Source organism: Colwellia sp. BRX9-1 (assembly GCF_014077195.1).
Lineage (GTDB): Bacteria > Pseudomonadota > Gammaproteobacteria > Enterobacterales > Alteromonadaceae > Colwellia_A.
Genome location: NZ_JACGVM010000032.1, coordinates 1 through 25780 on the forward strand (window position 1 = coordinate 1; position 25780 = coordinate 25780).

Consider the following 25780-nt stretch of genomic DNA (forward strand, 5'->3'; position numbering starts at 1 on the left):
TTTAAAATTTAAAATTTAATATATTAATTAAAATTATTATCAGTTATTTAATTTTTAAGTAGATGATGTAAGAATGAGGAAAAAGATGGTGGACGATACTGGGCTTGAACCAGTGACCCCCGCCTTGTAAGGGCGGTGCTCTCCCAACTGAGCTAATCGTCCATATAGATTATCTAAAGAAAATTCTATAGGGTGTAATTATGGTGGGCGATACTGGGCTTGAACCAGTGACCCCCGCCTTGTAAGGGCGGTGCTCTCCCAACTGAGCTAATCGCCCATAATTACTTTATTCTTGAGACTTAAGATTGGTGGGCGATACTGGGCTTGAACCAGTGACCCCCGCCTTGTAAGGGCGGTGCTCTCCCAACTGAGCTAATCGCCCAATCTTAAATTTCCTGAATCGTTGAAGGTCTAATTAATTAAACACTGTCTGCGTTTCAGTGGGGCGTATTATAGGGAGATGAGAAAAGCTGTCAACATAAAACAAAGATTTTTCTGCTTTTTTTTCAATTATATTGATATATTTAATTTTCTTGCTGTAAAATTAAACAGCTTGCTTGTTTTATCCTCGCTGGAGATTTTCTTTTCTTTGTTTCTTTCAGCAAATGATGTTTTCCTTAGCTATGCCTGATAAAATATCGACAATTTTTATCGTACCAATTGTAGACTTTAAGCCTTGTCTTTTAACATAGCCTTTAAGTCTTAAACTTTATAGTGAGATTTTTATGAGCTTAACAACTCGATTTGCGCCAAGTCCGACCGGTTATTTACACGTTGGTGGGGCACGTACTGCCCTTTATAGTTGGTTATATGCCAAGAAAAATGGCGGTGATTTCGTTTTACGTATCGAAGACACTGATTTAGAACGTTCAAGCCAAGCATCCGTTGATGCCATTATGGACGGTATGAATTGGTTGAATCTTGAATGGACACATGGTCCGTATTTCCAAACCCAACGTTTCGACCGTTATAAAGAAGTTATTGAGCAGTTACTTGCCTCTGGCAATGCTTATCGCTGTTATAGCACCAGTGAAGAAGTTGAAGCAATGCGTGAACAGGCTCGTGAAACTGGCGCGAAAGAAAAATATAACGGTTTGTGGCGCGACCGCACCGACTATCCTGCCGATAAGCCTTATGTGATTCGTTTTAAAAACCCACTTGATGGCGAAGTTGTTATCAAAGATATGGTTAAAGGCGATATAACGATAGCTAATGAAGAATTAGATGATTTAATTCTTGCGCGTAGCGATGGCACACCCACTTATAACTTAACAGTTGTTGTTGATGATTGGGATATGAAAATTACCCATGTTGTACGTGGTGATGATCATATTAGTAATACGCCAAAACAAATTAATATTTTACTCGCTTTAGGGGCAACACTCCCAGAGTATGCCCACATCCCAATGATTTTAGGTGATGACGGTAAGCGATTATCAAAACGTCATGGTGCTGTCGGTGTTATGCAATACCGCGATGATGGTTATTTACCTGAAGCCTTATTAAACTACTTAGTGCGCTTAGGTTGGTCTCATGGCGATAAAGAAATATTTTCTCGTGAAGAAATGATTGAACTGTTTGATTTAAAAGACTGTAACCGTGCTGCTTCAGGTTTTAATACTGATAAATTAATTTGGGTCAACCAACATTATATGAAAACTATGGAGCCAAGTTATGTTGCAACACATTTAGCCTGGCACATGAATGAGCAAGGTATCAATATTGAAAATGGTCCAGCACTTGAGGAAATCGTTAAAATTCAAGCCGACCGAGTAAAAACTTTAAAAGAGATGGCACAAATTTCTCGCTACTTTTACGAAGACTTTAGCGAACTAGAAGCATCAGCGGTTAAGAAACATTTACGCCCTGTTGTTAAAGAGCCTCTTATATTGGTTAAAGCTAAACTTGCAGCATTGAGCGAATGGTCACCTGAACTTATTCATGCGGCAATTAATGATACGGCAACAGAGCTTGAAGTCGGTATGGGCAAAGTGGGTATGCCATTGCGTGTTGCGGCGACTGGTGGTGGTAATTCACCTTCTTTAGATGTTACTTTGGCTTTATTGGATAAAGATAAAGTACTTGCTCGTATTGATCACGCTATTGAAGTGGTTGAAGCAAGAATAGCGAACAGCTAATTAAATAAAGTTTTATGTTAACAAGATATAAGGTCGTTGATGGTTAGCTGTCAACGGCCTTATTGTATTGAAAAAGACGAGATTAAAGATGAACCAAAGCGAACTATTAAATAGATTAAAAGCCTTTGAACATAAAGAGGTTTTTTTTGGTCCACAGGGTTTTAGCGTTATTACTAAAATGGCGACATTAAATAAAGCCCAGATTGGCTATGCGGTTGATAAAAAAGGCGCTAGTTTAGTCAATGACGATATCGGCAATTGGCAAAGTTCATGGCTTGTTATCGCCACAGATACCGAATTAGGTGACCCGTATTTTATTGACTTGGCCGATGAACATTTAGCGGTTTATACCGCGATTGCTGAAGAAGAAAATCAATGGCAAGCAACCCTAGTGAGTGCATCTTTGGTTGGTTTTGAACAGTGCTTAACGGCGATATATCAACAGTGTCAGCAAAAATCTGCCATGTACCTTCCCGATGAAAGCTGTATTTTTGATCTCGAGGTATTAGAAACCTTTGGTAAACAACTGGTTGAATTTTCGCAAACCAACGATTTTTGGCAACACTTTTTTGTTGGTTATGTTGATTGGCTTCGCGACGAACATGTTTAATAGCGCCATAAGATGAATAAGTCTGTGGTACTTTTTTAAGTTTTTCATTTTTTTAACACCCTGATAAAATACTATACGTCATTCTTGTCGTTAGCAGGGTATAATAACAACGTTTTTATTGGTTCTTTTTTGGAGTGTAGTTTGCAGTTTACAGATTTTGGTTTAGACAGTCGTTTAATGTCAACGGTTGAGCATTTAGGTTTTTTAGAGCCGACAGAAATTCAGCAGCAAGCTATTCCTGCTGCTATGGCCGGGCATGATTTAATTGCCTCATCAAAAACTGGCTCAGGTAAAACCTTAGCGTTTATTATTCCTGCGATGCAACGCTTAATTCGAAATAGGGCTTTGTCTAAACGTGATCCTCGTGTCCTTATTCTTATGCCAACACGAGAATTAGCCAAACAAGTTTTTACTCAACTACGTTTATTTACCACCGGTTCACAGTTTAAAGCTGTGCTTATTTTGGGTGGTGAAAACTTTAATGATCAAGTAAAAACACTGCACAAAGACCCTCACTTTATTGTTGCGACACCGGGTCGATTGTCTGACCATTTATCGCAAGGGCATTTCTATTTAAAGGGCTTAGAGCTCCTTATTCTTGATGAAGCCGATCGGATGTTAGACTTAGGCTTTTCAAAACAATTAAAACAAATTAATAGCGCTGCCGATCATCGTAAGCGTCAAACACTGATGTTTTCTGCAACACTCGATCACGCACAAGTCAATGAGTTCGCACTAGCGTTATTAAAAAAACCCAAACGAATTGCCATAGGCTCTGCACATACCGAGCATAAAGATATTACTAAACGCTTTTACCTATGCGATAACTTAGACCATAAACAAGACTTGCTTGAACACTTTTTGAAAACTGAAAGCTATCAACAAGTGATTATTTTCACTGCAACACGAAGTGATACCGACAGATTATCAAAGCTGCTCAGCGAACAGAGCTTAAGTACGGTCGCCTTAAGTGGTGAGCTTAATCAAGGTCAGCGTAATCAAATAATGGATGGCTTTAGTAAGGGACAACAAAAGATATTGATCACGACTGATTTAGCGTCTCGAGGTTTAGATTTAGTTAACGTATCGCACGTCTTTAACTTTGATATGCCAAAGCACACTGAAGAATTTGTGCATCGTATTGGCCGGACAGGTCGAGCGGGTAGCACCGGTGACGCGATTTCCTTTGTTGGTCCTAAAGACTGGATTAGTTTTAAAAATGTTGAAGGTTTTTTACAGCAAACCTTTAACTTTGATGTTGTTGATAGCTTAAAAGCTACATTCAAGGGCATAAAACCTAAAAAGCCAAAAGTGGCTGCCAAGTCAAAATCTTCAACGAAAATTAACGAAAAGCCGCAAAGATCTCAGCCTAAAAAAGTTATTAAAAGAGTCTTTGTTGCTCAAGATGTTGGTGAGTTACCTGTGTTGCGTAAAAAGACGGTAACGCCCGTTAGTGAAATAGACAGCGATTCTGAAATCGATTAACCGTCTCGAGTATAAGGTATTAATAAAATGAAATTTTTCTTTTTTATTTGTAGTTTTTTACTTTGTTTAAACGCACAAGCTCAGCATGGCAAACAGGAACAAGTTATCACGTTGAGTATTGCAGCCCCTGAAATTGGCCCTTTTATTTATAGCAATGAAAAGGGTGAAAACAAGGGCTTGTTAATTGAGACGATGAATAAACTCAATGCCAGTGGAAAATTTAAAATATCAGTTACCATCATGCCTTGGGCAAGAGCATTAAAGGCGGTTGAACAGGGAAAGTTTGATGCATTAATGCCGACGGTTTATACGCCAGAACGCAGCTTGTTTTTGAGTTTTCCTAAATACCCTTTGATTAATTTTTTTGGCTCTGCAATATTTAAAAGAGCAGATGATAATTTTGTTTATCAAGGTATTCCATTGATTGATAAAAGTAAAATACTTGTCAGAGTTCGTTCAACCAATGTTGATAGCCATTCAGAAAAAGCCTTTAAAGATGCCTCTATAACGTTTGTTGAAGCGACTCGCCTAGAAGATGCCTTTAATATGCTTATTTACGGTCGCGTTGATTTATTGGTGGCCGATAGTGCCATTGCATATACGACCATCGATAATATGGCGGTTAATGGACAAGTTGAAGGGTTCTCGTTGTCTGATCAAGTTGACTCTTCTTTTCTTGCCTTTTCAAAAAAATATTCAATGTCTCACGATATCAATGAAGTGATGAAAGAAATTAATATGATTAATGATGCCGATAGTTATCACCTTTCGAGTAAAAATTAGTGAATGCTTAGGATGAGTTCAACAACAGACGCTGAAAAAATTAAAAATATTGTTCAAGGTGTTAAAGCCGAAGAACAGCGCTTACGCAAAAAATATGTGTTTTTAGCTAAGCAAGACAGTATTGGTTTACTCATTCTTTTACTGTCACTTACTGGCATGATCACCAGTGGCTTATTATATTACTATGCCTTTATTCCTGCCTGGGTTTGTATCATGTTAGCGGCAATTTTTGCCTCTATCTCTCATGAGTTAGAGCATGACTTAATTCATAAACTTTACTTTCGTCAGCAACCTATTATACATAATCTTATGATGGCCACTGTTTGGTTAATGCGCCCAAGTACTATCAACCCTTGGTATCGTCGCAAAATTCATTTACTGCACCATAAAACCTCAGGCACAAAACAAGATTTAGAAGAACGATTGGTCGGCAATGGTATTGCTAATATACTTGTTCGCTATATCGTGATGTTTGATGGTTTATTTGGGCTAATTTTACAAAGAAAGCACTTGAATAGAGAAGTGAAAGCCTTTAATTTTTTGAGTGTTTTTAATGGCGGGTTCCCACTGACGATACTTTATTATATCTTCGGTTACGGCTTTATATTGTTTCACAGTGTCGATTTTTTTATTGCTAGCGATTTTATCTATCCGCCATGGTTACAAACCTTTTCAGCGTTGAGCAATCTGTTGATGGTGATTATTATTGCGCCTAATTTTTTACGCTCAGCCTGTTTAAATTTAGTGACTTCTTATTTGCACTACTATGGTGGCGTTAATAATGTATTGCAGCAAACGCAAGTCTTTAAAGGTTTGGTTATTTGGCCACTTAACCTCTTTACCTTTAACTTTGCTGGTACACATGCCATTCATCACTTTGTTGTGCAACAACCGTTTTATTTGCGTCAAATGTTAGCAAGTACCGCACATAAGGTGATGAAAGAAAATGGTGTTAGATTTAATGATGTTAGTACATTTTCAAATGCAAATAGATATCGCACTTTGTAAGTAGGGCAGTAGCGATAAAACTTTAGTTATCTTATTGCTTGTTAATTATCAACTGATTATAAAAGGCTGATAAGCTTGCTAAGTGGCGCTGCTTGATTGAGCTGCGCCATATATTTTAGCTTAAGGCGAATTATTCAGCAATAAGCTGCGCTAATGTAAAGCTAGTCTCAGCCTGTCCTAAGGTTGCCTTCATAAAAGGAAGTATCTCTTCGAGCTGCTTTTTTAACTGCCAAGGAGGATTAACAATAAATAAGCCGGTACCTGTCATACCATATTCATCACTGTCGGCTTGTAAACAAAATTCAACTTGTAATAAATTTTTCACCTCACTACGGGTAAAGTCTTTTTCCATAGCATGAATACGCTCACGGGTAACCACAGGATACCAAAGAATATAAGTCCCGGAATTGAATTTTTTATAGGCTTTTACGATAGTCTTAATCGCTTTAGCGTAATCTTCTTTTAACTCATAAGGGGGATCGATAAGCACGACACCTCGGCGACTGGGTGGCGGTACTAACCCCAATACACCTTGATAACCATCAGACTGTTTTACATGTGATTTTTTCCAGCGTGTGCAGAATTCTGTCAAATGTTGAATATCGGTAGGGTGTAACTCAAAGAGATGAGTACTGTCTTGGCGGCGCATCAGTTGCTTAGCAACACCAGGCGAGCCAGGATAAATTTCTAGCTCACTATTTTCAGTGTTTAAGCGCTGAATTAGCTCGACATAGGGTGTTAATGCTTCAGGAAAATTCTCATCAGTTAGGGCGGCAATAATTTTGGCGATACCACCTTTGTATTCAGCTGTTTTTTGAGCGTATTCATCTTTTAGTGAATACATGCCAGCACCCGAGTGGCTATCGATATAGGTAAAGCCTTTATCTTTACGCACCATATATTCTAGTACGAGCGTTAAAACCGAATGTTTTAAAACATCAGCGAAGTTTCCTGCGTGAAAAGCATGACGATAACTGAGCAAAAGGATTTCCTTAAAATATAAAATAGGGCAGTGAAAATAATAGATAAAACACCTAAATAAGGGGTGTTTTATCTATTGATAGAGCGGGTGGGATTTATGCTTGGCTTGCTAAGTACTCATCATAAGTACCGGCAAAGTCGATGTAACCATCTTTGGTTAATTCAATAATACGCGTAGCTAAACTCGAAACAAACTCACGGTCATGGCTAACAAACACTAAGGTACCTTCGTAGTTCTCTAATGCCATATTAAGTGACTCAATAGACTCCATATCCATATGGTTGGTCGGTTCGTCCATCACAAGAATATTAGGCAGTTGCATCATCAGTTTACCAAAAAGCATTCTGCCTTTTTCGCCCCCTGATAATATTTTAACTGATTTTAGAATATCGTCAGCTGAAAATAATAAACGCCCCAAATAACCACGAACGGCTTGTTCGTCGTCGGTAGGCTGACGCCATTGGCTCATCCAGTCAAACAAGGTCATGTCATGCTCAAATTCAAACTCATGGTCTTGTGCGTAATAACCAATATTTGAATTTTCAGACCAAGTAAAATCACCAGAAGTTGCTTCGTAGCCGACTTCATTTAATAAAGTGCGTAAAAAGGTGGTTTTACCTATGCCGTTTTCGCCGATCACCGCAATACGTTCACCGACTTCAGCCAAAAGAGAAATATCTTTTAGTACATGAGCATCATTAAATTTCTTGTTTAATTTTTCTATGACTAAGGCATTACGAAATAATTTTTTCTCTTGCTCAAAGCGAATAAAGGGGTTGGTACGGCTTGAAGGTTTAACTTCTTCTAGTTGGATCTTGTCGATACGTTTTGCACGAGAAGTCGCTTGTTTAGCTTTTGAAGCATTAGCAGAAAAACGAGCAACGAAAGCTTGTAGCTCACCTATTTGCGCTTTTTTCTTAGCATTGTCAGCAAGTAAGTTAGCTCGTGCTTGTGTTGCTGCCAGCATGTATTCGTCATAGTTACCTGAGAAAACTCTAAGTTCACCGTAATCTAAATCGGCCATGTGGGTGCAAACACTGTTTAAAAAATGTCTATCATGCGAAATGATGATCATGGTTGAATCACGGGCATTCAAGGTTTCTTCAAGCCATTGAATAGTATGAATATCCAGGTTGTTGGTTGGCTCATCAAGTAATAAAATATCAGGATCTGAGAATAGCGCCTGTGCTAACAATATACGCAGTTTAAAACCTGGGGCTATTTCGCTCATTAAACCATAATGTTGGTTAACAGCAATTCCTACGCCCATTAATAGTTCGCCGGCACGTGCTTCTGCACTGTAACCGTCCATCTCAGCATATTCTGATTCTAAATCGCCTACTTTCATGCCATCGGCTTCACTCATTTCTGGTAAAGCATAAATACGGTCACGTTCTTCTTTTACCGCCCATAACTCAGTATGTCCCATAATAACGGTATCAATAACACTGAAGTGCTCAAAGGCAAATTGGTCCTGGCTTAATTTACCCAAACGTTCGTTAGGGTCTAAGCTTACATTGCCTGAGGTCTGCTCTAAGTCACCACCTAAGATTTTTATAAGTGTTGATTTACCACAACCGTTGGCACCAATTAAACCGTAACGATTACCACCACCAAATTTTTGTGAAATATTTTCAAAAAGAGGTTTTGCGCCGAATTGTTGGGTAATATTATTTGCTTGTAGGATAAGCTGATTCCTTGGTTGTGCATTTAAGCTGGTAAGTCAATAGCGCGCGATTATACACAAAAAACATCGACTTCAATAGGCTAAAATTTGTCTATTTGGCTGGGGTGGATGATAAATTAATGACAAGTTGTTCAATGTTCAGTAAATTTTCTTATTTTAGTAAAAGTTGCTAAGTAGCGTGTTATCGTCTGTTGGCAAAATGTTAAGATAATATTCACTGTGTTTTACAACCGTAATTAAGCCGTTTCATTAGATGAGTCGCCACGATGTTAAAAAATAATAAGCGCCCGGTAAACGTTAATTACCCTCGTATCTGGCAAACAGTGCAGTTAATACCTTATGGCAAGGTCGCTTGCTATGGACAGGTTGCTGATCTTGCTGGCTTGCCCGGTAAAGCGAGGTTAGTCGGGAAAGCGTTAGGTAAAATCCCTGATGATGGCTGGAAAGGAAAAAGTGTTCCTTGGCACAGAGTTATTAACTCTCAAGGGAAAATATCATTTGCTGTTGAAAGTGAACTTTTCGCCAAACAAAGTGCACTGCTTCAAGAGGAGCAAGTGGTTGTTATAGGTAATCGTGTTAAGTTAACAGATTTTCAGTGGCAACCTGATTTGGCTGAATTACTCTTTAAACTCACTTATTAAATACCAAAACTTCACGGCTATGAGTCTCGTATATAGGCATTAAAAATAAAAAAGGCGACTAATTATAGTCGCCTTTTATCATTAAAATTAGCCGTTTAGCTTAATAGAAATTAACTTTAAATTCTGCACCAAAAAAGCGCTCTTCATTAACAATAGCGGTATTGTTACTAAAGTCTACAGCGCCAATAGCGATTTGTTCATCAGTTATGTTACGAACAAATAAGGCAACTTCATACTCTTTATCATCACCGTCCCAGGTATAACCGGTACGTGCGCCACCTTCAAATAATGATTTTCCATTAAATTCTTTTGATTCATATAAAAAGAAACTAATGTCATCTCGGTAAGACCAATCCGTGTAGGCATAGAATTCACCGTCTGCAACTTCACGAGAATAACGCAAGGTAAAGTTAAAAATCCACTCTGGCGCATGTGGTAAACTATTACCGTCTACTTCGGCAAATCTATTGCCCAAATCATCGGTGTAGAAATTATCGGTAATAGTACATAATTTACAAGCAGCAACAGCTAGGTCACTGTCATTGATTTCGGTATTATTATAACTGACACTCGCCGTTAGCCAAAAATTATCGGTTAGCATAAACTCTGAGTCGATTTCAAAACCGTAACCGGTCGTTTCTTCAGCGTTAAGTAAACTTGCCGTATTGCCACCACCACCAACAGAAGTTAGTTGTTGATCATCCATGGTAAAATAAAATACCGAAGCATTAATACGACCAAAGCCGTCTAAAATATCAGATTTAATACCGGTTTCTAAAGATAAAATAGTTTCTGAGTCGGCAACAGAAATACCATTTCCAAAGGCGAATAACGAACGCCCTTGAATACTTGGTGCTCTAAACGTGTCGGCAATGCGTGCGTATAAATTTATGTCATCGGTATATTTATGCGTAACACTAATATCCCAGCTAACATGTGAATCGCTTGGATTTACTTCACCTGATACTACATCAGGAAAACCTAACCATGCCAATGGAGACTTCGTTCTTTGGTTGCTATAGTCTTTGTCATCATCAGAATAACGTAAGCCAAAGGTTACTGAGGTTTTGTCGTTATAGTCATAATCAAACGAACCAAAAACAGCCCATGCAGTCGTTTCTTGCTCTTGAATAACGTAACCCGTTTGTGCGCCACTGCTAAATAAAGGATCGAAGGCAAAGCTTTCAATGGTTAAATCTTCATTAAAATAAAATGCGCCCACTTGGTAATTAAATTGGCCATCAAAGTTGCTTGATAAGCGAATTTCTTGTGTTAGTTGCTCGTGATCTGGAATAGCATCGGCTGTTTCTGAATCAAGTGCGATAATACCAGGTCCTGAAGGCTCAGCATAAACTGCGCCATAACCACCATCAACATCGGCACGAGAATAAAGCTCAGCGCTTTCATAGCCTGAAATTGACGTTAGGGTAAATTCACCTAATTCAAATTCCAACTTTAAACTGCCGCCTTCGGTTTCAACTTGTTGTGTCGCTCTTGATGCCGAGTCATGGTAAACAGTATCTCTTTCAAAGTTACTGACTAATTCGTTACTTGCAGGTTTAAACGCATTTGCATAGAAAGCAACCGGCTTGCCATCCAAGTCGCGCATGTGGTAATTAAATAATGCTGTGAAAGCGTCATCTTCATAAAGAAATTGAATACGAGCCGCTTTGTCATTGTAGCCACCTAAAACTTCTTTTTGTTCAAAACCGGGTGCTTGGTTATCTATGTAGTCATCTCGGGTTTGATTAAGTAATGAAACACGAGCAGATAATTTATCAGTTAACCCCCCACCAACAGCCGCACGCATATCGGTAGTGTTATTACTGCCGTATGAAAGTGAGCCAAAACCATCAAAATCTTGTGATGGTTTTACTGATTCAAATTTAATTAAACCGGCAGGGGTGTTACGACCAAATAGTGTCCCTTGTGGACCACGTAATACTTCTACGCGGCCAACATCAAATACTGGGAAACCTTTCAAAATTGGGTTTTCTTGCACAACTTCATCAACAACTAAAGAAACTGGCTGTGATGCATTTAAATCAAAATCAGAATTACCTAAACCACGCATATAAAAACGTGGAAAAGTACGACCAAAAGAAGATTCAACAGAAAGACTTGGCACGCGGGCATTTAAAAAACGAATGTCCATAGCAGCAGAACTTAACACATTCAGTTTTTCACCTTGGAGCGCACTAATAGCTACAGGAACTTCTTGAACATTTTCTACTCTTTTACGCGCGGTTACTTCAATAATTTCTAAACCAACTACTTTTTCTTCGGCATTTTCTTCAGCTAAAGTAGCTGCAGAAAAACCGACCGTTGATGTTAAAACAGCGAGTTTAACCGCTGTAGCCAAAGTGGAATTTTTGAACAAATTCATTAATATTCTCCAAGAGTGCGATGTTTTTTTAGGTAAACTAAATTTTATTGTTATTTTGATACCAGTTAGGGTAGCCGAAATTTACACATTTCTAAATAGAAAGTATCTATTTTTATACGTTTTAACATAGTTTACTTTATAAGAAGTTGTTATGTTATTTTTTGCAAAATTAAGCTAAGCAGATTTTTGTTAATGCTTTAAATTAAAATGGTTAATGTAAAGTGAATATAAAGACTGCGCTGCTACTCACCTTATTATTACCTGCTGCTTTTCAGTTAATACCAACGGTCTCTTATTCGATGGAGTTCGTCTTATCTGTCTTTTTAATTATTATTTTTTGTACTAAATTAATCATGACAAAAAATATAATAATTAGGAAACAATAATGAAAAAATTCGTATTATCTTTATTATGCCTTTCTTTATCGACTGCTTATGCAAGTGATGACTTAGATATGGCGAATAAAATAAGGGCAGAAGGTTTTTATAATTCTGAAGTAATGCACACATTAGAGCAATTAACCGATGAAATAGGCCCTCGTTTATCTGGCTCTCCTCAGATGAAGAAAGCTAATAATTGGACTTTAGAGAAGTTAAAGGGGTGGGGATTAAAAAATGCTTATTTAGACCCTTTTGAGTTTGGGCGAGGCTGGTCACATGACTCTGCTTCCATTGATCTATTGAGTCCGCGTGAAGTTTCTTTACACGGTATTCCTGTTGCTTGGACACCGGGCACTAAAGGAGAAGTAATAGGAGATGTTGTTATCTTTGATGCGGCTTCAATAACTGACTTAGCACAATATAAAGGTAAGCTAAAAGGTAAAATCATTATGATGGGCGCGGGTAAAAATATTGAAGCGCCTGAGAACAGTGTCTTCCAACGCTATGACTCTGGAGAGCTTTCTACATTGACAGAATTTGACGTAATGCGAGCGCCAAGTCACTCTCCATGGGTAACTGCTGACCGAAGAGATGGCGCAATGCAGCGTTATAATTTTCAAGCCACGCTCAGTAATTTTTTAAAAGAAGAGCAAGTTGCCGGTGTTATATATCGTAGCTGGCGTCAAGGTGGCTTAATTAACGTTTTTGGTAGTGACCATCGTGTCGGTAAAACCTTTCCAGTACCAGCACTTATTATAGAAGCCGAACATTACAACCTATTATCTCGAATGATAGATAATGGTAAGACACCTAAATTATCGCTCAATATCGATGCGCGTTTTCATGATAACGACCGAAATGCTTACAATACCATTGCAGAAATTCCAGGGAGTGATAAAAACCCTGAAATAGTTATGGTCGGTGGCCACTTAGACTCGTGGCATGCCAGTGATGGTGCTGTTGATAACGGTGCGGGTGTGGCGGTTTCAATGGAAGCTGTTCGTATTTTGCAAGCATTAAACTTTAAACCTAAACGTACCATACGTATTGGTTTATGGTCGGGTGAAGAACAAGGGTTATTTGGTTCGGCAGCTTATGTTGATGAACACTTTGCGACCCGTCCTAAACCTACTGATAAGAATGAGCAAGCATTACCCAGTTATTTATGGAAAGATCAAGGTTGGCCGATTGAAACGAAAGCTGATCATGATAAGTTTTCGGTATACTTTAATATGGATAATGGTAGTGGACGTTTCAGAGGTATTTATACTGAAGGTAATGTTGCTGCTAAATCAATATTCGGCAACTGGTTCAGCCCTTATTCGGATTTAAGTACCGGTACTATTACCAATCAAAGTACGGGTGGCACTGATCACGAGTCTTTTGATGATGTAGGGTTACCCGGTTTTCAATTTATTCAAGACAAGTTAGATTATGGCTCTCGTTTGCATCATACCCATATTGATTCGATTGACCATGTCGTAGAGGCTGATCTAAAACAAGCTTCTGTTATTCTTGCTGGCTTTTTATATAAGGCGGCCATGGCTGACGAACGTATGCCTCGTAAGCCGATGCCAAAAGATATTTCTAATTTGCAGAAGCAGCAGATGAAATTGAAAGCTGACAAAGCACGTAAAAACCGTGATAAAGAAGGTAATAAAAGCTTAGAGATAAACTCAGTAAAAAATTAATCTGATTGAAAAAAAGCACTCAACATTGTTGAGTGCTTTATTATAAATATCCCAAGTAAATCAACAGCATAATTCGTAAGCTGTTGACTTAAAATGACGATGTGAGAAACATTATAAATGTGTTCTAACTTCAAACAACTCAGGAAAAAAGCTAACATCTAGTGCTTTCTTCAAAAAACTTACCCCAGAAGAACCACCGGTTCCCGTCTTATACCCAATGATCCGTTGCACGGTATACATGTGTTTAAAGCGCCATTGTTGAAAAGAATCTTCGATGTCGACAAGCTTTTCTGCTAGCTCATATAGCTCAAAAAATTTCTCGGGTTGCTGATAGACCATTAGCCATGCTTTTACCACACTCTGATTACTCTGATAAGCTTGGCTAACATCGCGATTAAGCACACAGTCATCAATGTTAAAACCTGCTTTTACTAATGCGGCAATCACTTCGTCGTATAAGCTGGGGCTATTGAGTAATAATGCTAACTCTTGATAGGCTTGATTATCACTTTTATGGACGTTAAGCATATCACTGTTTTTATTGCCTAAGAGAAATTCAAGTTTTCGATATCCGAGTGACTGAAACCCAGAGGATCGTCCTAAGTCATCACGAAACTTTAAGTAGTCAACGGGGGTAAGCGTCGATAAAATATTCCATGACTGAGTCAACTGAATGAATATTTGTTTTACCCGCGCGATAACTTTAAAGGCGGGACCAAAATCATCTGCGCGTAAACACTCCATGGCTTTTGTTAATTCATGGCCAGCAAGTTTAAGCCAGAGTTCGCTGCTCTGATGAATAACAATAAACAACATCTCATCATGCTCTTTCGATAACGGTTGCTGAGCCGATAATACTTTATCAAGCTGCAAGTAATCACCATAGGACATATCATCGTTAAAGTCGGTATGAATATCTTCTTCTACTTCACGTTTGTTTGCATCACCATTAAAAGGACAGCCAGAATTAGACATCAAGATTATCCTTGTTTTTAGTGTTTTCTTGAACGAGTTGTAGCAGTTTTTCGTAAACAAAATCGTCTTGCCAACAGCTTTCTATATCAGGTATTTGCATTATTTTCGCCATAATTAATTTTTGCTGATCGCCGATTGCTAATGCTTGCGAATAAGGCAAGTGTGGGCAAAAGGTCACCATAGAATAAAGTGGCACCCAAAGTTCAGGTTGAAGTTGATGAAATTTAGCTTCAATCTTCTTCTGCAAAAGAAAATTACTGTCACCAGATAGCTCACTCATTTCAACAAAATTACGCTGAGCTAATTCAGTAATAGCATCAGCATTTATTTTTCGCTGTTTTTGATAAGCAGGAAAAATATCGCACCATTGACCTTTATATTGATCAATAATTTCACCAAGCTCTCGGCAATCTTCAAAGCCACAGTTCATGCCTTGACCGTAATAAGGCACCATTGCATGAGCAGCATCACCAATTAATGCGACTTTGTTATTGATCACCCAAGGGTCCACTTTAACTAAAAAGAGTGGGCTAGCTTTCTTGGACATAAAGTCGTCGATGGGGTCTGCTAGTATGGGCATTGCATCGGCAAAATTTTCGTTGAAAAACTTAACTACTTGACTTCTTTCTGTTAAGTTGCAAAATGAATGTGCTCCGTCATGTTTACTTTCATAATTCATAAACAATGTACAAGTGAACGAACCATCAGGGTTGGGCAAAGCGATCAGCATAAAATCTTTTCTTGGCCAAATATGCAGGGCTTCTTTTTCCATTTTAAAACGCGCATCGCCTGTTTCGTTTTCGTTTGCAGGGATCGTTAATTCGATATAAGACTGAGGCATGAAAGATTGGCTATAGCTAAAGCGTGGCGTTTCTTGGGCAAGACGGCGTACTTTTGAAAAAGCACCGTCGGCGCCAAAAATATAATCAGCGTCAATTTCAATATGACCTTTACTTTGTGCCACATCAAAGCTGAAAGATGAACAACCCGTAGTAAAGTCAACATGGGTAAGTCTTTTTTCAAAGTGCAACGCTACGTTTGCTTCTTTTTCTGCCAAATTAAGTAATTGTTCATTAATGCCCGCGCGCGATACCGACCAAATAGCTTGCTCGTCTTTTCCATAAGCTTGCTCTGTTATGGTTCCATCAACCCCATGCATGACACGTTTTTTCATAGGGAGCGCTTCTTTACGGACTTGTTCAGCAATACCAACCGCTTCAAGCGCTAACCAACCACGGTCTGAGAGGGCAATGTTAATCGATTTTCCTTGGTATATATCATGCTGGCGAGAATCTGGGCGAGATTCAAATAAATTAATATTATAGCCTTTTCGAGCGAGTATTATTGCAAGCAGTGCGCCAATAGGGCCAGCTCCTGCTACCGTGATGTTAGTTTCATTGGCAGGTTTAGATATAACATTTACGCTCATTGTAAACACTCCTTTAAAAGTCGGACAAAGTGATAAATATCTTGGAACTGATTGTAAAGAGGGACGGGAGCCACTCGAATAACATTGGGTTCACGCCAATCTGTGGTTACGCCATTTTCTTCTAACGCGTTGAACATAGCTTTACCGTCAAGGCCTTTAACATTAATCATTAACGATAACTGACAACCGCGTTCAGCTTGATTACTGGGGGTGATAATACGAATTTTATCGCCAAGTTCACTGGCGATTAACTCGGTCATATATTGGGTAAGCTTGACTGACTTTTTACGAAGCTCACTGATCCCGCCTGCCATTTTTATGGTATCAAGTGACCCTCGAATAGCCGCTAATGATAATACGGGAGGGTTCGATAATTGCCAGCCTTCAGCTGTAGCAATAGGCTTAAAATTGTTTTCCATTTTAAATCGAGTTGACTTGTCGTGCCCCCACCAACCCGCAAAGCGGTTCACTTGCGTTTCACTGTTTGAATTAGTGCTATGGGTTTCATGAACAAAACAACCAGCAACAGAGCCTGCACCACTGTTTAAATATTTGTAACTGCACCAACATGCAAAGTCGACTTGCCAGTTATGCAGTTCCATTTCGATGTTGCCAACGGCGTGGGCTAAATCAAAACCCACCATGATACCTTTTGCGTGCGCTTTTTCGGTGATGGTTTTCATATCCAGCACTTGGCCAGTGTAGTACTGCACACCAGGTAATAATATCAGGGCAATTTCATCGCCTTGTTGTTCAATTATTTGATACAAATCATCATGATTTAAAAGCTCTTCGCCTGCTCTTGGTGTCCACAGCAGCATATTCTCATTAACATCTTGTTTATGATGTTTAAGTTGAGATTCTACGGCGTAATGATCAGAAGGGAACGCATGATCTTCAATCAGTATTTTAGTACGTTTACCTTGGGGTTTATAAAAACTCACCATCATTAAATGTAAGTTTGTGGTTAATGAATTCATCATCACCACTTCTTCATTTTTACCCCCCACTAATAATGCTGATTGCTCGGTTAAAAGTTCGTGATAGGGCATCCAAGGGAAGTCACCTTCAAAATGACCTTTTACGCCTCGTTGTCCCCAAGAGTCAAGTAACTCAATAACATATTCTCGAGCAAGTTTGGGTTGTAAACCAAGGGAATTTCCTGTGAAGTAATATTCATCGTCACCATTTGCTTGTTTAGGAATGGCAAACTGGTCGCGTATTTTCGCTAACGGATCATTAAGATCTAGTGTTTGGGCGTATGCTAATGTCGTTTTATTATTTTTTATTGTTTTATTGGTAATAGGCATAAGTTATTTACTCATTTCTTTAGCATTAAATTCTTTTGTTGAAAATAGGACAGGGCGACTTGGTGCTGCATCATTATGAAAAGCAGGTGTTTGAATATTGATAAAATAAAAGTCATCAGGGATCTCATTATCAATAAACGCTATTTCGGTAATCGTCTTATTCACTAAGCTATTTTCGTTTACTTGCTGACTACCTTCATTAACTTGCCAAAATAAATGGTGACAAGTCATTAATCCCTCATCATGTAAGCGGTCAATTGATGGTAGATCTACTATTAGGTGTTCAACACCGCGTTCATTCAAATATAAAATGGCTTCACGGCTGAAAAAAGCAGGTTGATTCTCACTGTTATAAGCTTGATGTTTTTTGCTACTGTTATTTGGCAAACTTCGAATAACCAACGCTTGTAATTGCTCATTGTGATAATCAACAAGTGCTTTCTTAAGTGCAGATTTACTGATGATGACATCATGTATAGAAAAGTCAGGGCTGTAATTCTCCTTACTTTCTATAGCTAATTCAGGTGTTAATGATATTACAGCGCAGGGCATTAACGCGGGTAAGTTAAGTTCTGCTAATGTCTTTGCCTGCGTTTCATTATTGATACCATTATTGACAGCATGACTGTTCATTGAAAAGTCACAAATATGTGCGATAGATTCTGTATGGGTACCGTTACAATGCGGATTAATCGTCAATTCATTTACATTGCAACTGCCACCTTGTTTCGTATCACCAACAAAATCCCCCGCTTGCATTGGACTGGCTAGAGCCGCATTGGCAGAAAAGTGATTAGGCTGTTGCGTTGGTTGATTAAAGTTAACAGGAATAGCCAATGACCATGAGTTTGCTATATTGACTTGATAACTAGCATGTTTAAGTTCTATGGTTATTTTTATCGTGCTATTTTTAACGTTAACTTTCGTGTTCGCGATACTCATAAAAATTGCTCTTTTGATAATCCTAACCATTTAAGCGCTGAACCATGCAGTAACTTTTCTTTAATATCATCAGAAAACTGACTATTCTCGATAAGCTTTCCAGGTTCTAATTCACCCAATGGAAATGGGTAATCAGTACCCAAGGCAATATTGTCTGGCCCCATCAAATCGACTAAATATTTCAGTGCTAATTCATCATGTACTAATGAATCCAAATAAATTTGAGGAAGAAAATCTCGTGGGTTAATAGGGCAGTCAACCGCACATAAATCAGGACGAACATTAAACCCGTGTTCAATACGACCAATAGTTGATGGAAATGAACCACCACCATGAGCAAAGGCTATTTTTAGTTTAGGTAAACGTTGTAGTACGCCGCCAAAGATCATCGAGCATATCGCTAAGCTTGACTCTGCAGGCATACCAACGAGCCATGGCAACCAATACTTAGGCATTTTTTCTTTCGCCATCATGTCCCATGGGTGAACAAAAACAGCTGCACCTAAGTCTTGTGCGGCTTCAAAAATAGGGAATAACTCTTTTTGGTCTAAATTCCATTCATTAATATGAGAACCAATTTGAATGCCCGACAAACCAATTTTCATGCAACGTTCAAGTTCTTTTATTGCAAGGTCTGGCGATTGCATAGGTAAAGTACCTAACCCTACAAAACGCTTAGGGTGGTCGTTAACAATGCCGGCAATGTGATCATTCAAATACATCGATAAATCTAGAGTATCTTTCGGTTTTGCCCAGTAGTTAAACATCACAGGAACCGTTGAAAGTACTTGTACGTCTACATGGTGCTTTTTACAGTCGTCAAGTCGAACTTTAGGGTCCCAACAATTATGGTCTATTTCACGAAAAAACTTTTCATCAACCATCATTCGGGCACAGCCACATTTATGATGATCTAAACTGACAAACCCCCCGTAACCGTATTTTTCACGTAAATTAGGCCAGGTCTTCGGTAATATATGCGTGTGAATATCTATCTTTAACATAACTTATCCCTTCGTCACTGTTGTGCCACATTGCTGACAAGTGCAATTGTCAGGTGTGTCATAAAAACGGGTGAATACTTTAGGTAAGTCTGTTTCTATATTGTCGAGATAAAAAGCTTCTGTGTAGAGTTGTTTTTTGCAGTCAGGACAAAACCAATAAAGTGCATCTTTTTGATTATTTGCTCTCTTTTGTTCAACCACTAAACCTACGCTGTTTTCAAAGCGTTGTGGGGAATGCAACATTTTTGGTGGAAGTAAGAATATCTCGCCAGCTTTAATTTTTATATCCTGAAAATTTTTGGGATCATGATGATCATTCTTTTCAACCGAACCATCAATCACTGAAAGCACCATTTCGCCTTCAATTTGATAAAATAATTCAGGGGTTGCGTTATAGTGATAATCAGTACGATTATTAGGGCCGCCGACAATCATTACAATAAAATTGTCTTGTTCAAAAATTTGTTTATTACAAACGGGAGGTTTAAGTAAATGGCGATGTTCATCAATCCAAGCATGTAAATTAAAAGGCATAGCGATGCTGTTTTTTAACGTTGACATGACTATTCCCCCGTCGTTTTAGTATGAGGCTTTTTATGTTGATTCAACGCAGCGATACATTTAAGCTCAATGGCAATGGGCGTTGGTAATTTGTTAATTTCAACCGTGGTTCGACAAGGTTGGTTATCGGCAAAGTATTCTGCGTAAATACGATTGTAGGTGGTGAAGTCGTCATCCATATTGGTTAAAAATACGGTGACATCAACCAAGTCCATCCAGTTTGCATTTGACGCTTCAAGAATTAAGCGAATATTGGTGAATACACTATGACATTGCGCTTCAATATCGTAACTTTTAATTTTACCTTGCTCGTCAAGTACAACCCCAGGGATATCTTTGCAACCCGCTTTTCTTGGGCCAACACCAGAAAGAAATAATAAGTCGCCTACTTGTCGGGCGTGAGGGTATAAACCTACCGGTTTTGGTGCTTGTTCCGCGTTAATTATTTTGGGGTTCAAAGACGTTTTAATTTTAACATCGCTCATAAGGGATCCTGATGTAATTAATATATTTTTATGGTTATAAGTGTAGACAAAAATCAATCAAAGACCTTTGTTCTTTATTTATTTCAATTGTGTGTAGACTTGAGTACGACTGAGTAGGGAATTTCGAAATCACCGAAAAACACCCTAAGGCACTCCAGAGGGAAATAGGTTAAATAAGCGTCCATTTGCAGCCTAATACGCTGGCAAATATTGCTCCTGAAGATTTAAATTTATGACAAATTTGGTTCATTGTTTAGTTTGAGCCTATGAGTATTTTATGCATACATTTTTGGGTTCAGTAAAAAATCGCATGGCTTCTAAACCACCTTATCGACCAACACTTGAATGATTCATACCTCCAAAAATTGATCCACACAATTCCGGTATTTATTTATTTAGTTTGAGCCTATGAGTATTTTATGTATACATTTTTGGGTTCAGTAAAAAATCACATGGCTTCTAAACCACCTTCTCGACCAACACTTGAATGATTCATACCTCCAAAAATTGATCCACACAATTCCGGTATTTATTTAATTTGAGCCTATGAGTATTTTATGCATACATTTTTGGGTTCAGTAAAAAATCGCATGGCTTCTAAACCACCTTCTCGACCAACACCTGAATGATTCATACCACCAAAAGGCGTTCGTAAATCACGCAGTAACCAACAATTGATCCACACAATTCCGGTATTTATTTGTTCAGCGAGTTGATGCGCTCTATTAATATTTTGCGTCCAAATAGTCGCCGCTAAGCCATATTGGCTTTCGTTGGCAAGTGCCAGCGCTTGTTCGTCAGTATCAAACAGTTGTAAGGTAATAACAGGGCCAAAGATCTCTTGCTGGTTGCAACTTGCATCATTACTTAAGCCTTCAATGATAGTCGGTTGTAAAAAATAACCTTGTTTACAGCGACCAGGTAATAGCACTTGTTCACCGCCCGCTAAAATAGTACCCCCTTCTTTTTTAGCTAAATCAATATAGCCAAGTACCTTTTCTAAGTGAGCTTTGGAGACAATCGCGCCCATTTTTGTTTCATTAAGTAAAGGGTCTTGTGGGACAAGCGCTTGTGCTTTTGTAACTAATGCGTTTTTGAATTTTTCATATATGCCTCGTTGAATATATAAACGTGAAGCACATAAGCAAATTTGACCTTGATTCGCAAAGCTGGCGCGAAAGACTTCTTCAACAGTACTTTCAAAATGACAGTCATCAAAAATTAATGCTGGGTTTTTCCCGCCTAATTCTAATGATAGTTTTTTAAATTTTGGTGCAAGCTGAGTTGCTATTGCTGCACCCGTTGCTGAGCCACCAGTGAATGAGATCGCTTTAATTTTAGGGTGGTTACATATTGCAGCGCCAACGCTTGCACCTGTTCCGTGTAATATATTTAAAACACCTTTAGGCAAACCGACTTTCAGACAAATAGCGCCGAGCATTGCCGCCGTTTTTGGGGTTATTTCAGAGGGTTTAGCAATCACGCAATTACCTGCAGCGAGTGCTGGTGCTATTTTCCAAGTAAATAAATACAGCGGTAAATTCCAAGGGGAAATACAGCCGACAATACCAACAGGTTGGCGCAAGGTGTAATTGATTGCCGTATGAGCAATCGCATGAGATTCACTAGCGAATTGCGAACAGGCATGAGCAAAGAATTTAAAGTTACTTGCCGCACGTGGAATATCTACCATTCTCGCTAAAGAAACCGGTTTACCATTGTCTGTGGCTTCGGCAAGTGCTAAGGATTCAAGTTGGTTTTCAATTTCTTGTGCTATGGCAATTAAATAGTCGGCACGTTGTTCTAAAGCTAAAGCCTGCCATGCGGGCAGGGCAAGCTCTGCTGCTGCAACAGCCTGTTCAACATCAGCGATATCACTATTGGGGATTTGGCCATAAACTAGCCCCGTGGCCGGCTCAATATTATCTAAATAATTATTATTGACGGGCGCTTGATATTGGCCATCAATAAAGTTTTCAATAATATTATTTTCATTGAGCATTATTATTCCTCTAGCTATTGTTTATTAAAGTAAACCTTATAAGCACGAGGTTCTGCCACCATCGACGGGTAAATTAATACCTGTAATATAGCCAGCAGCAGGCGATGCTAAAAAAGCGGCCGCAGCTGCAAATTCTTCGGGTTTAGCAAAACGGCGCATAGGAATAATTGCTTTTTCGTTAAGCGTAGCCTGTTCAATTGAAATGTTTTGTTTTTTGGCTTTCCCTGAAATAATAGCATCCAAACGAGCGGTTGCAGTAGCCCCGGGTAAGACATTATTGACAGTAATACCAAATTCACCCAATTCATTTGCTAAGGTTTTCGCCCAGCTCGCCACCGCACCACGTATGGTATTAGAAACACCTAGGCCATTGAGCGGCTGCTTAACAGACGTAGAAATAACATTGATAATACGGCCATATTGCTTTTCTTTCATACCAGGGATAAGCGCTTGAACCAAGTGATGGTTGGACACTAAGTGTAAATTGAAGGCGTTGATAAATTCATCGGTACCAGCCTCATTGGCCGGTCCAGGTGCGGGTCCTCCGGTATTATTGATTAAAATATCATAACCACCCGATGCGTTAATATGCGCATTGATCACGGTTTTTACTTGTTCTGTATTCGAAAAGTCAGCGATTAATACTTGGTGCTTTTGACCTTGAGATTTATCAAGCTCAGCTTTGACTAATTCAAGGGCTGCTTGATTACGTGAGAATAGTGTGACGTTAGCGCCTAATTGAGCAAGTTCAATTGCACAGGCTTTACCGATCCCTTGACTTGAACCACAGACCAATGCGCTTTTACCTTGAAGATTTATATCCATGAATACTCTTTATTATTGTATTTTTTTAAACGACTTTTTCAAAACGACGTTAAGTTAATTTCGTTGAAAGTTTGAGTTAACCAATTTTTATCACATTAAATAATTTAATGTCAGCAAAAGTGTGAAGTTTTATTTATTTACTTTGTAAACTTTTATAGCCGTATCTTTTTTAATTGCGCGACAATAGATTGAGTGTTATTTCACTTTGACATTTGTTAGATTAAGCTGATAATGGTGTTTTATCGCTAATCAATAGCTGCAATGACCATAAATAATCTACTAAAAGGTGCCTATATTTCAGGGCAGGGAACACCGGTTGTACTTCTTCATAGTTCGCTAAGTTCGGCCAGACAATGGCAGCCCTTAGTCAAACTGCTTGAACCTCACTACTTAGTCATCAATATTGATTTGCTCAGTTATGGTAATGCAGAAAAAGTCGCTGATGAGTTAAATTATAATTTTGATGTTGAAATTAACCGTATTAAAAAAATTATTACTCATGTTGCTCAACATCAGTCTTTTCACTTGGTTGGGCATTCTTGTGGCGGCGCGATTGCCTTAAAGCTAGCCATTGAGAATCCAGAAAAAATATTAAGTCTTTCTTTATATGAGCCGGTTGCGTTTCATTTACTTGAACAAAGTAGTAACGCTCGAATGTTAGCGGATAACTTTGCTAATAAAGTTAATATCGATGATAGGTATCAGGCGGCAGAGATATTCACTGATTTTTGGAACAAAACAGGTTTTTTCAAAGCATTACCACAAAAAGTTCAGGATATAATGGCAAGAGATATGCCTAAGGTGAGTTTAGACTTTAAAGGTTTAATATCAGAGAAATATACTTTAACCGATCTAAGTGGTCTTACTTGTAAAGTGTTAATGATGACAGGGGAACACAGCCCTGAACTGAGCCAATCATTAGCCAATCAAATTAAAGCCAATTTACCCAATGTTGAACATCAACGTTTTCCAACCGGACATATGGGACCGGTAAGCCATAGTGGCTTAATTCATCCGGCGATTGCTCGCTTTATTGCTGATTGATAAAACAAAAAAAAGACGCCTCAGCGTCTTTTTTATTTTGATGATGTCAATACTATTGTACAAGCTCTTTATCAGTGAACTCATCACTAAATAATGGACTTGATAAGTAACGTTCAGCGGAACTTGCTAAAATAACAACGATATTTTTATCTTTGTTTTCAGGTTTCTCAGCTAAACGTTTAGCGGCAACAACCGCGGCACCTGAAGAAATACCTGCAAGAATACCTTCTTCTTTCATTAGGCGGTGACACATTGCCATGGCTTCATCGTTGGTCACTTTTTCAACAGCATCGATCATGCTTAAGTCTAAGTTACCAGGAATAAAACCAGCACCAATACCTTGAATTTTATGTGGACCAGGTGTTAATGCTTCACCCGCCATTTTTTGGCTAATAACCGGTGAGTCAGTAGGCTCAACAGCTACAGACATAATGTTTTTGCCGGCAATATTTTTGATATAACGACTAACACCGGTAATGGTACCGCCTGTTCCAACACCGGCAACAAAAATATCAATCTTACCATCGGTATCTGCCCAGATCTCTGGACCAGTAGTTTTTTCATGGATCTCAGGGTTGGCAGGGTTGTCGAATTGCCCCAATAAAACATACTTGTCTGGATCTGAATTTTTAATTTCTTGCGCTTTAGCTATAGCACCGTTCATACCTTTGGCGCCATCGGTCAATTCAAGTTTAGCCCCTAAAGCCGCTAATAACTTTCTGCGTTCTAAACTCATGGTATGTGGCATAGTTAACGTAATACCATAACCTCGAGCTGCAGCAACAAAGGCAAGGGCTATGCCGGTATTACCACTTGTTGGCTCAACAATTACTTTACCAGGTGTTAATAAGCCTTTCTTCTCTGCATCCCAGATCATGTTTGCACCAATACGACACTTAATACTCGCACTTGGATTTCTTGATTCTATTTTTGCAAAAACATTACCGGTAGTTACACGGTTAAGTTTTACTAAAGGCGTTTTACCTATAGTGGTTGAGTTATCTTCAAATATTGTCGTCATGGTAGCTCCTTAATAAAGCTTTATTTACTTTAATAGCACAAGGTTAGCGCTTTATAGAAATAAAAGAAGTGATATTTTGTTAACTTATATACAAAAAAAGAATATAGAAATGCTTTTTTAGTTAAGTTAGTGTGTTATTAGCCTGTAATTATCGTTCTTTTTGATAATAACCTATTTTATTCTTTAATTATAATTGCTGTTAAACCCCAATGATAGCTTGGCGAATAACAAACAAGCTTTTTAAAAGTGGTTTTAATATTATGGTGGCGCTTCTTTATGCTAATAAGTAAAAAGTGTTCAGCGCTTGAATTAATTTACCTCTTTTTTTAATGGTATTATTTTAAAATTTGTTGATTTCTTCTGAAAGTGTCCTTGCTTTTACTATCAATAA

The 25780-nt window shown here is 38.5% G+C and carries 21 protein-coding genes and 3 tRNA genes; 8 read left to right on the forward strand and 16 right to left on the reverse strand.

The annotated features are described in order from the left end of the window. Positions 1–86: 86 nt before the first annotated feature. The 3 genes from H4J76_RS18700 to H4J76_RS18710 all read right to left on the reverse strand — a co-directional run bounded on the left by H4J76_RS18700 (position 87) and on the right by H4J76_RS18710 (position 382). Positions 87–162, reverse strand: a tRNA-Val gene (locus H4J76_RS18700). Positions 163–201: 39 nt separating this feature from the next. Further along, positions 202–277 (reverse strand) — tRNA-Val (locus tag H4J76_RS18705). A gap of 29 nt (positions 278–306) precedes the next feature. Beyond that, a tRNA-Val gene (locus H4J76_RS18710) sits at positions 307–382 on the reverse strand. Positions 383–725: 343 nt separating this feature from the next. Here H4J76_RS18710 and gltX point away from each other — a divergent pair. From gltX to H4J76_RS18735, 5 genes are all read left to right on the forward strand, one after another. Further along, positions 726–2138 (forward strand): glutamate--tRNA ligase, encoded by a 1413-nt coding sequence (gene gltX, locus H4J76_RS18715; protein WP_070373947.1) that lies wholly within the window; start codon positions 726–728, stop codon positions 2136–2138. An 88-nt stretch (positions 2139–2226) separates the two neighbouring features. Then, positions 2227–2748 carry a hypothetical protein gene (locus H4J76_RS18720; protein ID WP_182231081.1) on the forward strand — a complete coding sequence of 174 codons (522 nt, stop codon included), beginning with the start codon at positions 2227–2229 and terminating at the stop codon, positions 2746–2748. Positions 2749–2889: 141 nt separating this feature from the next. Beyond that, positions 2890–4233 (forward strand): DEAD/DEAH box helicase, encoded by a 1344-nt coding sequence (locus tag H4J76_RS18725; RefSeq protein WP_182216189.1) that lies wholly within the window; start codon positions 2890–2892, stop codon positions 4231–4233. Between the two features lie 27 nt (positions 4234–4260). Then, positions 4261–5016: a transporter substrate-binding domain-containing protein gene (locus H4J76_RS18730; RefSeq protein WP_182231082.1), complete on the forward strand. Its 756-nt coding sequence runs from the start codon at positions 4261–4263 to the stop codon at positions 5014–5016. 12 nt (positions 5017–5028) lie between these two features. Beyond that, complete coding sequence (locus H4J76_RS18735) at positions 5029–6024, forward strand: fatty acid desaturase (protein WP_182216186.1); 996 nt, start codon at positions 5029–5031, stop codon at positions 6022–6024. Positions 6025–6154: 130 nt separating this feature from the next. On the opposite strand, the gene H4J76_RS18740 is transcribed toward H4J76_RS18735, so the two are convergent. Then, positions 6155–7006 (reverse strand): 23S rRNA (adenine(2030)-N(6))-methyltransferase RlmJ, encoded by an 852-nt coding sequence (locus H4J76_RS18740; protein WP_182231083.1) that lies wholly within the window; start codon positions 7004–7006, stop codon positions 6155–6157. A 94-nt stretch (positions 7007–7100) separates the two neighbouring features. Further along, positions 7101–8693: an ABC-F family ATPase gene (locus H4J76_RS18745; RefSeq protein WP_070373941.1), complete on the reverse strand. Its 1593-nt coding sequence runs from the start codon at positions 8691–8693 to the stop codon at positions 7101–7103. A gap of 266 nt (positions 8694–8959) precedes the next feature. On the opposite strand from H4J76_RS18745, the gene H4J76_RS18750 reads away from it, so the two are divergent. Then, positions 8960–9334 (forward strand): MGMT family protein, encoded by a 375-nt coding sequence (locus tag H4J76_RS18750; RefSeq protein WP_182231084.1) that lies wholly within the window; start codon positions 8960–8962, stop codon positions 9332–9334. Positions 9335–9434: 100 nt separating this feature from the next. Here H4J76_RS18750 and H4J76_RS18755 read toward each other — a convergent pair whose 3' ends face one another. After that, entirely contained in the window at positions 9435–11720 is a 2286-nt protein-coding gene (locus H4J76_RS18755; RefSeq protein WP_182231085.1) for a TonB-dependent receptor, read from the reverse strand. 385 nt (positions 11721–12105) lie between these two features. On the opposite strand from H4J76_RS18755, the gene H4J76_RS18760 reads away from it, so the two are divergent. Further along, positions 12106–13791, forward strand: coding sequence for a M20/M25/M40 family metallo-hydrolase (locus tag H4J76_RS18760; protein WP_182231086.1), 1686 nt, complete (start codon positions 12106–12108; stop codon positions 13789–13791). A 111-nt stretch (positions 13792–13902) separates the two neighbouring features. Here the strand turns inward: H4J76_RS18760 and kynA are convergent, their stop codons facing one another. The 9 genes from kynA to H4J76_RS18805 all read right to left on the reverse strand — a co-directional run bounded on the left by kynA (position 13903) and on the right by H4J76_RS18805 (position 23324). Further along, the gene (kynA, locus tag H4J76_RS18765; protein ID WP_182231087.1) at positions 13903–14766 is read right to left on the reverse strand and encodes a tryptophan 2,3-dioxygenase; all 864 of its coding nucleotides are present in this window, start codon (positions 14764–14766) and stop codon (positions 13903–13905) included. Further along, complete coding sequence (locus H4J76_RS18770; RefSeq protein ID WP_182231088.1) at positions 14759–16195, reverse strand: NAD(P)/FAD-dependent oxidoreductase; 1437 nt, start codon at positions 16193–16195, stop codon at positions 14759–14761. Before H4J76_RS18770 ends, kynA begins: the two co-directional genes overlap by 8 nt. Further along, positions 16192–17505, reverse strand: coding sequence for a kynureninase (kynU, locus tag H4J76_RS18775; protein ID WP_182231089.1), 1314 nt, complete (start codon positions 17503–17505; stop codon positions 16192–16194). Before kynU ends, H4J76_RS18770 begins: the two co-directional genes overlap by 4 nt. Before the next feature lie 3 nt (positions 17506–17508). After that, on the reverse strand, positions 17509–18447 hold the full coding sequence (locus H4J76_RS18780) for a cyclase family protein (RefSeq protein WP_182231090.1): 939 nt from the start codon (positions 18445–18447) through the stop codon (positions 17509–17511). Then, the gene (locus tag H4J76_RS18785; RefSeq protein ID WP_070373934.1) at positions 18444–19451 is read right to left on the reverse strand and encodes an amidohydrolase family protein; all 1008 of its coding nucleotides are present in this window, start codon (positions 19449–19451) and stop codon (positions 18444–18446) included. Before H4J76_RS18785 ends, H4J76_RS18780 begins: the two co-directional genes overlap by 4 nt. Positions 19452–19454: 3 nt before the next feature. Continuing rightward, positions 19455–20012, reverse strand: a complete 558-nt coding sequence (locus tag H4J76_RS18790; protein WP_220466061.1) for a 3-hydroxyanthranilate 3,4-dioxygenase — start codon at positions 20010–20012, stop codon at positions 19455–19457. A gap of 2 nt (positions 20013–20014) precedes the next feature. Beyond that, positions 20015–20497, reverse strand: a complete 483-nt coding sequence (locus tag H4J76_RS18795; RefSeq protein ID WP_182216170.1) for a RidA family protein — start codon at positions 20495–20497, stop codon at positions 20015–20017. Between the two features lie 544 nt (positions 20498–21041). Continuing rightward, complete coding sequence (locus tag H4J76_RS18800; protein ID WP_182231091.1) at positions 21042–22499, reverse strand: aldehyde dehydrogenase; 1458 nt, start codon at positions 22497–22499, stop codon at positions 21042–21044. Between the two features lie 36 nt (positions 22500–22535). Beyond that, complete coding sequence (locus H4J76_RS18805; protein WP_182231092.1) at positions 22536–23324, reverse strand: SDR family oxidoreductase; 789 nt, start codon at positions 23322–23324, stop codon at positions 22536–22538. A 261-nt stretch (positions 23325–23585) separates the two neighbouring features. Between H4J76_RS18805 and H4J76_RS18810 the strand changes: the two genes are divergently transcribed. Beyond that, positions 23586–24368 (forward strand): alpha/beta fold hydrolase, encoded by a 783-nt coding sequence (locus H4J76_RS18810; RefSeq protein WP_182231093.1) that lies wholly within the window; start codon positions 23586–23588, stop codon positions 24366–24368. Between the two features lie 52 nt (positions 24369–24420). Here the strand turns inward: H4J76_RS18810 and cysK are convergent, their stop codons facing one another. Further along, a complete protein-coding gene (cysK, locus tag H4J76_RS18815) occupies positions 24421–25389 on the reverse strand; it encodes a cysteine synthase A (protein WP_182172979.1) in 969 nt (322 codons plus the stop codon). Positions 25390–25780 lie beyond the last annotated feature (391 nt).